A 12,889-nucleotide genomic window follows, 5' to 3' on the forward strand; every position below is an offset into this window, starting at 1 on the left:
TCCCCACAGGAACAGCAGCCATCCGCACGACCGACGGGAAAACAGGAGAACAGGACTGATGACCGCCAGGGCCAGGCGCAGAGGCAGAGGCATGTACGGGGCCGGGTGCGGCGCCATATGCGGAGGAGGCGGCGGCAGGGGCATGTGCGCCTGCGGAGCCGGTGGCCGGACCAGGGGCGGAGGTTCGGGCTGGCTGATAGCCATTCCCGTGCTGGTCGGGATCTGGCTCGTCCAGAACGGCTCCGAGCCCGTGACCCCGCCCATGCCGACCGCCGCGGAGGCGTTCGCCGCGGGTCCCGGCAGCCACAGCGACATCACCGCCGCTCCGATGCGGTCGTCGGCCCCGGTGCGTCTGAGCATCCCCGAGATCAAGGTGGACGCGCAGGTCCTCGGGCTGGGGCTGGGGCGCGACGGAAGTCTCGACGTACCGCCGTCCGGCATCCGCAACATCACGGGCTGGTACAAGGACGGCGCCACCCCGGGGGCCCAGGGCACCGCGATCCTGGCCGGTCATGTCGACAACGCGCAAGGACCCGCCGTCTTCTACGAGCTGGGCACCCTCAAGAAGGGCCATCAGATCGAGGTGACCCGGGCGGACGGCAGTACCGCCGTCTTCACGGTCGACGCCCTTGAGGTCTACGACAACGCCGAGTTCCCCGACCGCAGGGTGTACGGGGCCACGGACCGGGCGGAGCTACGGGTGATCACCTGCGGGGGCGGCTTCGCCAAGAAGGGCGGCTACCAGGGCAATGTGGTGGTGTACTCCCATCTCACCGGCACGAGATAGCTTCAGGGCAGTGGCCCTCCCCACCCCCGCGCCACGCCCTGCCCGAGCCACGCCACCACGCCCACCCGGGCGCCCACCGGTCACTCACCCGGGCACTCACCCCGGCGCTCACGCGTTCCACTGGTCGAACGCGAGCTTCGCGACCAGCGAGAACACCACGACCAGCAGCACCCCGCGCACGAACTCGCTCCCCTTCCGCAGGGCCATCCGCGCACCGATCATCCCGCCCGCGAGATTGAACACCGCCATCAGCGCGGCCAGTCGCCACAGCACGGTGCCCTGGTAGGCGAACATCGCGAGCGCGCCACCGTTGGTGCAGACGTTCACGATCTTCGCGTTGGCGGAGGCCGTCACCAGATCGAGGTGGAGCACGGCGGTGAGCGCGAGTACGAGAAACGTTCCTGTACCGGGTCCGAACAGCCCGTCGTAGAAGCCGATCCCGCCGCCGACCAGCACGATCGCGGTGACCGTACGCGCCCGGGTGACCGGGCCGTCCGCCGGCGTCCCGCCGAAGGACGGCCGCAGCAGGACGAACGCCGCCACGCCGAGCAGCACCACCATGATCACGGGCCGGAGCACCTCGCTGCTGATCCCGGCCGCGAAGAAGGCACCGCCCATCGAGCCCGCCAGGGCCACGAGCCCGATCCGTACGGCCGTCCTCATGTCGACCGGCGCCTTGCGCAGATAGGTCGCCGCCGCGCCCGTGGTGCCGACGATGGCGACCGCCTTGTTGGTGCCGAGGATGTGCGCGGCGGGTACATGCGGCAGCCCGAGGAGCATCGCGGGCAGGAGCAGCAGCCCGCCCCCGCCCACCACGGCATCGATCCAGCCGGCCGCCGCGGCGGCGAGGCAGAGCACAACGAGCATGGTCAGCGAGATGTCGGGCATGATCGCGACCCTATGGACGAGGGGTGCGCACCGTCCATGGATCCAGGAAGAGTGTGAGATACCCCTGCCTCCCGCACCGTCCACGCCCCGCACCCGGCGCCGCCCTCACACCCCGCGCGCCGCCGCGCTGAGCGCAGCGTTCCGTCGGCGAAATCGCGGCGATCCGGCCGGGTAACAGCCGCCGCGCAGGCTCCTGGGCATGACCCAGCGATGCCGGCCCCCGGCGGAGGTTCCCGACATGTCCACCCCCACGATCGTGGTCGTCGGCCACGGCATGGTCGGCCAGCGGTTCCTGGAGGCTCTCGCCGAGCGGGGCGTGAGCGCACGGGCGCGCGTGGTGGTGCTCGCGGAGGAGCCCAGGCCCGCCTATGACCGGGTGCGGCTGACCTCGTACTTCTCGGGCCGTACCCCCGATGAACTCAGCCTCCTGGAACCGGACTTCCTGGCACGCCACGGCATCGAGCTGCGTCTCGGCGACCCCGTCGAAGCCATCGACCGCGCGGCCCGCACGGTCACCTCGCGGGCCGGGCACACCGTCGGTTACGACACGCTGGTCCTGGCCACCGGCTCGTACCCCTTCGTACCGCCGGTGCCCGGCAGGGACGCGACCGGCTGCTTCGTCTACCGCACCGTCGAGGACCTGCTCGCGATCGAGGCGTACGCGACGACGTCCCGCACCGGCGCGGTCGTCGGCGGCGGGCTGCTGGGGCTGGAGGCGGCGGGCGCGCTGAAGGGGCTCGGGCTCGACACGCACATCGTGGAGTTCGCGCCCCGTCTGATGCCTGTCCAGATCGACGAGGGCGGTGGCGCGGCCCTGCTGCGGACGATCGAGTCCATGGGGCTGACGGTGCACACGGGCGTCGGCACGGACGAGGTGACGACGGACGCCGAGGGGGCCGTCAACGGGATGGCGCTGTCGGACGGTTCGGTCCTCGCCACCGACCTCGTCGTCTTCTCCGCGGGGATCAGGCCCCGGGACCGGCCGGCCCGGGACGCCGGGCTCGCGGTCGGCGAGCGCGGCGGGATCGTGGTCGACGAGTGGTGCCGTACCTCCGACCCCGCCGTCTTCGCGATCGGTGAGTGCGCGCGGACGGCGGACGGGCGGGTGTACGGGCTGGTGGCGCCGGGATACGAGATGGCCGCCACGGTCGCCGCGGTCCTCGCCGGGGAGCGGGGGCCGGGCTTCACGGGCGCCGATCAGTCGGCCAAGCTCAAACTGCTGGGGGTGGACGTGGCGTCGTTCGGTGACGCGCACGGCGCCACGCCGGGCTGCCTGGACGTCGTCTACGCGAACTCCCGTGCCGGGGTCTACAAGAAGCTGGTGGTGGACCCGGACGGCACCCTGCTCGGCGGTGTGCTCGTGGGCGACGCCGACGCGTACGGCACGCTGCGGCCTCTGACCGGCTCGGTGCCGCCCGTCCCCGCCGAGCGGCTGGTGCTGCCGGCGGACGCGGGGGCGCCGGCCGCGCTCGGTCCCGACGCGCTCCCGGACGACGCCGTGATCTGTAGCTGCCACAACGTCTCCAAGGGCGCGATCGCCGCCTGCGCCACGCTGCCCGAGGTGCGCAAGCGCACCAAGGCGGGCACGGGCTGCGGCAGTTGCGTCAAGGTGATCGGCCAACTCCTCCCCGCCGCCCGCGGCGACAAAGGGCTGTGCGGCTGCTTCCCGTACACGCGGGCCGAGTTGTACGAGATCGTCCGCACCCTGCGCGTCACCTCGTACACCACGCTGCTCGACTCGCACGGCCGGGAGGGGGCGCGCGGCGGTGACGGCTGTGAGATCTGCAAGCCCGTCGTGGCCTCGGTCATCGCCTCGCTCGCGCCCGCGCTGGGCGTCAGCGGCTATGTCCTGGACGGCGAACAGGCGGCCCTCCAGGACACCAACGACCATTTCCTCGCGAACATCCAGCGCAATGGCTCGTACTCGATCGTGCCGCGTATCCCGGGTGGCGAGATCACCCCGGAGAAACTGATCGTGATCGGCGAGGTGGCCAGGGACTTCGGTCTCTACACCAAGATCACGGGCGGCCAGCGGATCGATCTGTTCGGCGCCCGGGTGGACCAGCTCCCGCTGATCTGGACGCGGCTCGTGGACGCGGGCTTCGAGTCGGGGCACGCGTACGGAAAGTCGCTGCGTACGGTCAAGTCCTGTGTGGGGCGGACCTGGTGCCGCTACGGCGTCCAGGACTCGGTCAGGATGGCCATCGACCTGGAGCTGCGCTACCGGGGCCTGCGCGCGCCGCACAAGCTGAAGTCCGCGGTGTCGGGGTGTGCGCGGGAGTGCGCGGAGGCGCGCGGCAAGGACTTCGGGGTGATCGCCACGGCGAACGGCTGGAACCTGTACGTGGGCGGCAACGGCGGCGCCGATCCGCGCCACGCGGACCTGCTCGCGCAGGATCTGTCGGACGCGGAGCTGGTACGGCTGATCGACCGGTTCCTGATGTTCTACATCCGTACCGCCGACCGGCTGGAGCGGACCGCCGCCTGGCTGGAGCGGATCGAGGGCGGGCTCGGCCATGTGCGGGACGTGGTGGTCCATGACTCGCTCGGACTCTGCGCGGAGCTCGAACGGCTGATGGCGGCGCATGTGGCCGGCTACCGCGACGAGTGGGCGGAGACGATCAGTGACCCGGAGCGGCTGAGCCGCTTCGTCTCTTTCGTCAACGCGCCGGACGCCCCTGACCCGTCCGTGCGGTTCGTACCGGAACGCGATCAGGTCAAGCCGGATCTGACCTTCCTCACGCTGACGACCCGGGAAGAGGTGAACGCCGGATGAGACTCCCGGTGCAAGGCCCGGTGCAAGGCCCGGTGAAAGGCCCTGTGAAACGCCCGGCGAGCGGGCCCGCGCCCTCCCCGGCGATGCTCGAACTGCTCCTGGACGACGGTTGGTTCGCGGTCTGTGACGTGTCCGCGCTCACCCCCGGGCGCGGAGTGGCCGCGCTGCTCCCGGACGGACGTCAGGCGGCGGTCTTCCTGGACCGCGCGGGCCGCCCGTACGCGATCGGCAACCGCGATCCGTTCTCCGGCGCGCAGGTCCTGTCACGCGGGCTGACCGGTACGCACGACGGACGGCCCTTTGTCGCCTCGCCGCTGCTCAAGCAGCGCTTCGACCTGATCACGGGCCGCTGCCTGGACGACGACGAGGCCGCGGTCCGCGCGTACTCGGCGCGCGTACGGCCCCTCGCGCCCCCCTGAGCCCTGTCCCGTCGATCACGGACGGAGCCGGGCCACTCCGGCGACTTTGCCTTTTCTTTACAACCCGTCACGCCGCTGCCTCGTCTCTCCGCTCGATCCGTTACTCAGTCCGCCGAGCCCATCGGGCGGACCGACGAAAGAGAGCGAGTTATGCGCCGCATCATCCTGAGCGCCACGGCACTCGCGTGCACCGCCGTACTGGCGAGCACCGTGCCCGCGTTCGCCGACGAGACGCCCACCCCCGAGGCGTCCCGCCCGGCCACCACGGCCCCGGCCCCGGTCGCGGAGCCGGCCGACGAGGTCCCGGGCCAGGTCGCCAGGCCGACCAAGGTCCCGCCCCAGGAGGCCGGACCGGCCGAGGTCCCGGCCCGGGACCAGGTGTCCGTCGTACCGAGCGGAGCGCCCGACACCGGTGCGGCGCTCGTATCGACGGGGTCCGGGTCCGACGCCGGGCTGATCGGCGGGGGCGCCGCCGCGGCGCTCGTCGCGGGCGGCGCGGCCGTCTTCGTCCTGCGCCGCCGGAGGACGACCGGGGCATGACCTCGCCCTCCAGGCGCGCGTTCCTCGCCGTGGCGACGACCTCGCTGCTCGTGAACTGCGGCGGCCCCGGGGCGGGCCAGGGCCCCACGGCCCGCTCCGGCAGCGCGCCACCGCCGTCACGTTCCTCCGGGTCCCCCGCGACGGCCGCGCACGCCCTCGGGCGTTCGGTCCCGGTCGCGTTGCGGATCCCGGCCATCGGGGTCGACACCCCGGTCATGGAGCTGGGGCTGGCGCCGGACGGCAGTGTGCAGGTGCCACCGATCACGGAGCACGACCGGGCGGGCTGGTACCGGCACTCGCCCACGCCCGGTCAGGTCGGCCCGTCGGTGATCCTCGGGCATGTCACGGTCGGCCGTTATGGGGACGGGGTCTTCCGTCACCTGGCGCGGCTGCGCCGGGGCGACCGGATCGTGGCGCGTCTGAGGAACGGCACGGAGGCGCCGTTCGCGGTCGGCGCCGTACGGACGGTCGCCAAGGCGGACTTCCCGACGGACGACGTATACGGGGACGTGAGCGGTCCTGAGCTGCGGCTCATCACCTGCGGCGGCCCCCGTGCCGGTGACGAGTACCTCGACAACGTGATCGTCTTCGCCGCACTGAGCCCGGGGAGTCCCTGACTCGCCAGCCGGATCCCGGTCCGTCGGAACCGTTCGCCAACGGACCGGGGTCCTTCCCCACGCATACGTCACGACCCTGGAGAGCGTTGAAACGGTCCCGCGAGAAGGCAGCGTCCGAGCTGTTCGGTGCCCTCTACCCGCGCCTCGCGGGCTGGTGCCGCCGTCTCGTCGACGACGACGGAACGGCCCACGAGATAGCCTCCGAGGCGTTCACCAGACTCTGGGCCCGCTGGACGTCCGTGGAGGAGCCCCGCGGCTTCCTCTACGTCACCGCGGCCAACCTCGTCCGGGACCACTGGCGCAAACTGGAGCGCGAGCGGAAAGCCATGCACCGCGCCGCCACGGAAGCCGCCGTCCGCCCCCACGCCGAACACGAGGACCCGTCGGTGCGGCTTCTCGTGCAGTCACTGCCGGAACGACTGCGTGTCGCGGTCCTGTTGCACTACTACGCCGACATGCCGATCCGGGAGGTGTCCGAACTGACCGGGCGCAAGGAAGGAACCGTCAAGGCCGACCTCCACGCGGCCCGGGAACTGCTCCGCGCCCACCTGAGGAGAAGCCTTGACCACACGCTTTGACGACGGCCCGGAGTTCGAGTCCGATGACCCTCTCGCGGTGATCCTGCGGCCCTCTTCCGACACCCTCGGCCCGCCCGCCGGCCGATACGAGGCGATCCGCCGCGCCGCGGCCCGCCGCCGGCTGCTGCGCACCGCGTCCAGGGTCGGCGTGGCATGCGTGGTCGCCGCCCTTGTCGTCGTTCCGCTCCGCCTGGCCGCATCGGGGTCACCCACGTCCCCGACGGCCCCCCTCGCCCCACCGCCCGTGCGCAGCTCTTCGACCCCGCCCCCAGAGGCGCCGACGACGGCGCCGGACCCCGTCGCTCCGAGCGACGAGACCACGGCCGAGCGATCCGTCGAGCCGCCGTCGGAGCGAGAGGCCCCCGACGCCACCCCCTCAAGCGTCCACCCGACCGGGAATCCGCTGACCGAACGCCCCGGGTCGGCCCGCCCGTCCACCCTCCCTGTTCCCCAGGGACCCGGGCGGGAATGACGACTCCTCACCGCTCGTTCAGACGGCGGCCATGGACATCCCCTAGGCTTCTGCGACGCGCGACCCCGTGGCGTCGGCCGGCACCGCGGGGCGGTCACGACACCACCATGGAGCGACCAGTGGAACGTCGCAGTTTCCTGCGCGGAGCGGTCATCGGCACGTCGGCCGCGGCTTTCGGCGGCACCCTGTGGCGCGGCGCCGCCTACGCCGCACCCGCCCAGCCGGGCGCGGGCCCCTACGGAGCGCTCGGCACGGCGGACGCCAACAACATCCGGCTCCCCGCCGGATTCACCAGCCGGGTCATCGCCCGGTCGGGCCAGCAGGTCCCCGGCACGTCGTACAGCTGGCACAACGCCCCGGACGGCGGCGCCTGCTACGCCGACGGCACCGGCTGGATCTATGTCTCCAACTCGGAGATCGACCCGTCGGGCGGCGCGAGCGCGGTCCGCTTCTCCTCGACGGGCGCGATCACCGCCGCGTACCGGATCCTCTCCGGCACCCGGCAGAACTGCGCGGGCGGCACGACTCCGTGGAACACCTGGCTCTCCTGCGAGGAGGTGGACCGCGGCTATGTCTACGAGACCGACCCGTGGGGCGTGAAGGCGCCGGTGCGGCGTGACGCGATCGGCCGCTTCAAGCACGAGGCCGCCGCCGCGGACCCCGTACGCCGGACGATCTATCTCACCGAGGACACCACCGACGGCTGCTTCTACCGCTTCACGCCCACCACGTGGGGCGATCTGTCGGCGGGCCGCCTCGAAGTCCTGACCGCCGGTACGGGCACGAGCGGCCCGGTGGGCTGGGCGACGGTCCCCGACCCGAGCGGCGCCTCGACGGCCACCCGTAACCAGGTCTCCGGCGCGAAGCGCTTCAACGGCGGCGAGGGCTGCTACTACGCCGACAACACCTGCTGGTTCACGACCAAGGGCGACAACCGGGTCTGGCAGTACAACGTGGCCGCGGGGACCATCGAGCTGGCCTACGACGACTCGCTCGTCTCCGGTACGGCGCCGCTGACCGGTGTCGACAATGTCACCGGCTCCTCCTCCGGCGATCTCTTCGTCGCGGAGGACGGCGGGAACATGGAGATCTGTGTGATCACCCCTGACGATGTCGTCGCGCCGTTCCTGCGGATCAGCGGCCAGTCCGGCTCCGAGATCACCGGACCGGCCTTCTCCCCCGACGGCAAGCGGCTCTACTTCTCCAGCCAGCGCGGGACCAGCGGGAGTTCGTCGGGCGGTATCACCTACGAGGTCACCGGGCCGTTCCGGGCGTAGAGCCCTTCCGCCTGGCCGCGGCCCCGCAGCAGGGCGGCGCCCAGCGGGGTGAGGGTGTGCAGCACGGCGTTGCCGTGCCGCAGGGTGACGACGAGCCCCGCCTCGCGCAGGACGCAGGCGTGCTGGCTCGCAGAGGCGAGGGACACGCCGGTTCTGCGAGCCAGCTCGCTCGTGGTCGAGCCGTGCTCGATGGCGCGCAGAACGGCCGAACGCGTATGCCCGACGAGCCGGCCGAGCGTGGGTCCGCCACGCTCCGTGACGGCGGGCGCGTCGGAATGGGTGACGGGATAGACCAGGACGGGCGGCAGCGCGGGATCGCGGTGGACGACCGGCGTGGAGCGGCAGAAGAACGACGGCTGGAGCAGCAGTCCCCGCCCGTCCAGCCGCAGTTCGCGGTCGAACGGGTAGTCGGCCTCCAGCACCGGGGAGCGCCAGCGCAGCATCGGCGGCAGCGTGGAGAGCAGTTCGTCCGCGCCGCCGTCGAGCAGCGCCCGGCCGCGCAGCGCCCGGTCCGCCTCGACCCTGGCCCGGATATGGGGCCAGTACGGCTCGACGGCGGCCCGGTGGTACGTACGCAGCGCGTCGACGAGCCGGCCCGGGCAGTCGGGGCAGCCGCCGGCGAGCGAGGCCAGCAGTCCGCCCGGGTCCTTTTCCTGGCCCCGTCCGGTGCCACGGGACCGCTCCAGGACGAGCAGGGCGAGTTCGGCGCGGATTCTCTCCCGTGGTGTGGCGTGCAGCGCCTCAAGGCCCGCCGCCAGGCCCGCGTCAAAGCCGAGCCGTCCCTGAGCCGGCGTCAGGAAATCCGGGAAATAGCCGCGCTGCGGAACGAGCGCGGAGAGCAGAGTTGTTTCACCGTTCAACCGGGTTCGCGTTTCCCTGCGCCATTCCCCGTAGGCGAGCGGGCCGCGTCGGTCTCTTATTCGATGAAAGCTGAGAATCGTTTCCCACAGCGGGTCGGGCCCGGCGGCCATCCGTACCCCGCCGAGGTCCTTCCCGGTGAAATGAATACGCAGCATCAAATCTCCACTTGTTGCAGCCACAATCTCCCCAGCAGCCCCCAGCACTGAGTATGCAGGCCATCACGGGCTGTTACCACGGTGTTTCGGCCACAGTTGAAACGCTTCGCGGCGGCGCGCGCGAAGCGAAAAGCTGTACCTCGTCGGGCATGAAACCTGGACGACCGAATAGGCGTGGCGAAGGCCGTGGGGGGCTTTGCCCGCTCGGCGGCGGTCGGTCGAGGTTGCGGCTCCATGTCCGGCCCGCGTAAAAGGGGCGCGGCCGGTGGGTGGGGATCCACCGGCCGCGCTCTACCTGTTACCAGCCGTTACCCATGGGGCAATTCAACACGGCATCCACCAAACGCACATGACGAAGGGGCGGACGCCTCCGCACAAGGCGCCCGCCCCTTCTCTGCCCCGGAGCCGCCCCGCCGGTCCGGCGAGGGTCAGGGATCAACCGGCAATGCGGCTCGGGTGTTCAGTGGGAATCCACCACTTTCTCTCGGGAGTCACCAGAAGTCATCGGGCCCCCGCATAGCCGCCATCGGGATTCACCGGGAATCGCTGCCGGCCGACGACGCCGCCGCGCGGCCCGCCTCCAGCCGCGCCACCGGGATCCGGAACGGCGAGCAGGAGACATAGTCCAGACCCACCTCGTGGAAGAAGTGCACGGACTCCGGGTCGCCGCCGTGCTCACCGCAGACGCCGAGCTTGAGCCCCGGCCGGGTGGCCCGGCCCGCCTCGGACGCGCTCCGCACGAGCGCGCCGACGCCGTCCCGGTCGATCGTCTCGAACGGGGAGACCCCGAAGATGCCCTTCTCCAGGTACGCGGTGAAGAAGCTCGCCTCCACATCGTCGCGGGAGAAGCCCCAGACGGTCTGGGTGAGGTCGTTCGTACCGAACGAGAAGAACTCCGCCGCCTCCGCGATCTGTCCGGCGGTCAGCGCGGCGCGCGGCAGCTCGATCATCGTGCCGAGCGCCAGCGTGAGTTCGACCCCGGTGGCCCGCTCGACCTCGGCGATGACCTGCTCGGCCTCGTCCCTGACGATCTCCAGCTCCTGGACGGTGCCGACGAGCGGGATCATGATCTCCGGGCGGGGGTCGCCCTTGGCGTTCTTGCGCTCGGCCGCCGCCTCCGCGATGGCGCGTACCTGCATGGCGAACAGCCCGGGGATGACCAGGCCGAGCCGTACCCCCCGCAGACCGAGCATCGGGTTCTGCTCATGGAGCTTGTGCACGGCCTGGAGGAGACGCAGATCGTTCTCGTTGTGGTCCTTGCGGGCCTCGGCGAGGGCGACCCGTACCGACAGTTCGGTGATGTCGGGCAGGAACTCGTGCAGCGGCGGGTCGAGCAGCCGGACCGTCACCGGCAGGCCGTCCATCGCCTCGAACAGCTCGATGAAGTCCTTCTTCTGGAGCGGCAGCAGCGCCCCCAGCGCCTCTTCCCGTTCGTCGTCCGTGTCGGCGAGGATCAGCTTCTCGACCATCCCGCGCCGTTCGCCCAGGAACATGTGCTCCGTACGGCACAGTCCGATGCCCTGCGCGCCGAAGCGGCGGGCGCGCAGCGCGTCCTCGGCGTTGTCGGCGTTGGCGCGCACGCGCAGCCGGCGCCGGCGGTCGGCGTACGCCATGATCCGGTGAACGGCCTCCACCAACTCGTCGGCGTCGTCGGCGCCCGCGTGCATCCGGCCCTCGAAGTACTCGACGACGGGGGACGGTACGACCGGGACCTCACCGAGGTAGACCTTGCCGGTCGAGCCGTCGATGGAGACGACGTCGCCCTCCTCGATGACGGTCCCGTCGGCCGTCAGCCGGCGCGACTTGGTGTCGACCTCCAGCTCCTCGGCGCCGCAGACACAGGTCTTGCCCATGCCCCTGGCGACGACGGCGGCGTGCGAGGTCTTGCCGCCCCGCGAGGTCAGGATGCCCTCGGCGGCGATCATCCCGTCCAGGTCGTCGGGGTTGGTCTCGCGGCGGATGAGGATGACCTTCTCGCCGGACCGGGACCACTTGATGGCGGTGTACGAGTCGAAGACCGCCTTGCCGACGGCCGCGCCCGGGGACGCGGCGATCCCGCGCCCGAGCAGTTTCCGCTTCGTGTTCTCGTCGAACCGCGGGAACATCAGCTGGGCCAGCTGGGCGCCGTTGACGCGCTGGAGCGCCTCGGCCTCGTCGATCAGTCCCTGGTCGACGAGTTGGGTGGCGATCCGGAAGGCGGCGCCTGCGGTGCGCTTGCCGACACGTGTCTGGAGCATCCACAACTGGCCGCGCTCGATGGTGAATTCGATGTCGCACAGATCCCGGTAGTGCGTCTCCAGGGTCTCCATGATGCCCATGAGCCGGTCGTACGACTTCTTGTCGATGTGCTCAAGCTCGGCGAGCGCGACGGTGTTGCGGATGCCCGCGACGACGTCCTCGCCCTGCGCGTTCTGGAGGTAGTCGCCGTACACGCCCTGGTGACCGCCGGCGGGGTCGCGGGTGAAGGCGACGCCCGTCCCCGAGTCGGGGCCGAGGTTGCCGAAGACCATGGAGCAGATCGTGACGGCGGTGCCGAGGTCGCCGGGGATGCGCTCCTGACGGCGGTAGAGCTTGGCCCGGTCGGTGTTCCAGGACTCGAAGACCGCGCGGACCGCCAGATCCATCTGCTCGCGCGGATCCTGCGGGAAGTCGCGGCCCGCCTCCCGGGAGACGATCTTCTTGAACCCCTCGACCAGCTTCTTGAGGTCGGCGGTCTCCAGATCCACGTCCGTGGCGGCCTTCTTGGCGCGCTTCGCCTCTTCCAGCGCCTCTTCGAAGAGATCCCCGTCGACGCCGAGCACGGTCTTGCCGAACATCTGGATCAGCCGGCGGTACGAGTCCCAGGCGAAGCGCTCGTCGCCCGCCTGGGCGGCGAGTCCGGCGACGGAGGCGTCGGAGAGCCCGACGTTCAGGACGGTGTCCATCATGCCGGGCATGGAGAACTTGGCGCCGGAGCGTACGGAGACGAGCAGCGGATCGTCGGCCTGGCCGAGCCGTTTCGCCATCTTCTGTTCGAGGGCGTCCAGATGCGCGCTCACCTCGTCGCGCAGAGCGGCGGGTTCGGCACCACTGGCGAGATAGATGTTGCACGCCTCGGTGGTGATGGTGAAGCCCGGCGGGACAGGCAGCCCGAGGTTGGTCATCTCGGCGAGATTGGCACCCTTGCCGCCGAGGAGATGCTTCAGATCCTTGTTGCCCTCGGTGAAGTCATAGACGAACTTCTCGCCCTGGAGCGTGGAGGTGGCTACCTGGGGATCGCTGTTTTCCGACACGGGTCCGACTCCTCAAGGACGCGGTGGCTGCCCTGACGGCGAGGAACATACCCAGATCGAAGGCGCCTGGGTACGGCCACTTGCCTGTCATACGGCCTTAACCACCCGTCCGCCAGCGGATCGAAAGCGACCTTGGCGTGATCGGTCCCACCCGCCTCCTTCACCCCTCGAAGCGGCCATGACCCGGACATGACCGGATGCGCTCATATGAGTGATGACATCGCCGTCTGAGTTCAAGGGATGAACA

Annotated in this window: 11 protein-coding genes; 8 read left to right on the forward strand and 3 right to left on the reverse strand. The window is 71.0% G+C overall.

From position 1 onward, the window contains the following. The first annotated feature begins 142 nt into the window (after positions 1 to 142). Positions 143 to 787, forward strand: a complete 645-nt coding sequence (locus tag M1203_RS10265) for a class F sortase (protein WP_249949265.1) — start codon at positions 143 to 145, stop codon at positions 785 to 787. Between the two features lie 108 nt (positions 788 to 895). Here the strand turns inward: M1203_RS10265 and M1203_RS10270 are convergent, their stop codons facing one another. After that, a complete protein-coding gene (locus tag M1203_RS10270; protein WP_249949266.1) occupies positions 896 to 1,675 on the reverse strand; it encodes a TSUP family transporter in 780 nt (259 codons plus the stop codon). 238 nt (positions 1,676 to 1,913) lie between these two features. Here M1203_RS10270 and nirB point away from each other — a divergent pair, with 238 nt between their 5' ends. From nirB to M1203_RS10305, 7 genes are all read left to right on the forward strand, one after another. Then, positions 1,914 to 4,451 carry a nitrite reductase large subunit NirB gene (nirB, locus tag M1203_RS10275; protein WP_249949267.1) on the forward strand — a complete coding sequence of 846 codons (2,538 nt, stop codon included), beginning with the start codon at positions 1,914 to 1,916 and terminating at the stop codon, positions 4,449 to 4,451. An 83-nt stretch (positions 4,452 to 4,534) separates the two neighbouring features. Then, a complete protein-coding gene (gene nirD / locus M1203_RS10280; RefSeq protein ID WP_249949612.1) occupies positions 4,535 to 4,870 on the forward strand; it encodes a nitrite reductase small subunit NirD in 336 nt (111 codons plus the stop codon). A 150-nt stretch (positions 4,871 to 5,020) separates the two neighbouring features. Next, positions 5,021 to 5,410 carry a Tat pathway signal sequence domain protein gene (locus tag M1203_RS10285; RefSeq protein ID WP_249949268.1) on the forward strand — a complete coding sequence of 130 codons (390 nt, stop codon included), beginning with the start codon at positions 5,021 to 5,023 and terminating at the stop codon, positions 5,408 to 5,410. Beyond that, the gene (locus tag M1203_RS10290) at positions 5,407 to 6,027 is read left to right on the forward strand and encodes a class F sortase (protein WP_249949269.1); all 621 of its coding nucleotides are present in this window, start codon (positions 5,407 to 5,409) and stop codon (positions 6,025 to 6,027) included. Before M1203_RS10285 ends, M1203_RS10290 begins: the two co-directional genes overlap by 4 nt. 86 nt (positions 6,028 to 6,113) lie before the next feature. Next, positions 6,114 to 6,605 carry an RNA polymerase sigma factor gene (locus M1203_RS10295; RefSeq protein WP_249949270.1) on the forward strand — a complete coding sequence of 164 codons (492 nt, stop codon included), beginning with the start codon at positions 6,114 to 6,116 and terminating at the stop codon, positions 6,603 to 6,605. Further along, positions 6,589 to 7,077, forward strand: a complete 489-nt coding sequence (locus M1203_RS10300; protein WP_249949271.1) for a hypothetical protein — start codon at positions 6,589 to 6,591, stop codon at positions 7,075 to 7,077. Before M1203_RS10295 ends, M1203_RS10300 begins: the two co-directional genes overlap by 17 nt. Before the next feature lie 119 nt (positions 7,078 to 7,196). Then, on the forward strand, positions 7,197 to 8,354 hold the full coding sequence (locus M1203_RS10305; RefSeq protein WP_249949272.1) for an alkaline phosphatase PhoX: 1,158 nt from the start codon (positions 7,197 to 7,199) through the stop codon (positions 8,352 to 8,354). On the opposite strand, the gene M1203_RS10310 is transcribed toward M1203_RS10305, so the two are convergent. Both M1203_RS10310 and ppdK read right to left on the reverse strand, forming a co-directional pair. After that, positions 8,324 to 9,370, reverse strand: a complete 1,047-nt coding sequence (locus tag M1203_RS10310) for a helix-turn-helix transcriptional regulator (RefSeq protein WP_249949273.1) — start codon at positions 9,368 to 9,370, stop codon at positions 8,324 to 8,326. The two genes, M1203_RS10305 and M1203_RS10310, sit on opposite strands and share 31 nt — an antisense overlap. 533 nt (positions 9,371 to 9,903) lie before the next feature. Further along, positions 9,904 to 12,642 (reverse strand): pyruvate, phosphate dikinase, encoded by a 2,739-nt coding sequence (ppdK, locus tag M1203_RS10315; RefSeq protein ID WP_308404862.1) that lies wholly within the window; start codon positions 12,640 to 12,642, stop codon positions 9,904 to 9,906. Positions 12,643 to 12,889: the final 247 nt, after the last annotated feature.

It is taken from the genome of Streptomyces sp. 35G-GA-8, assembly GCF_023534745.1.
GTDB lineage: Bacteria > Actinomycetota > Actinomycetes > Streptomycetales > Streptomycetaceae > Streptomyces.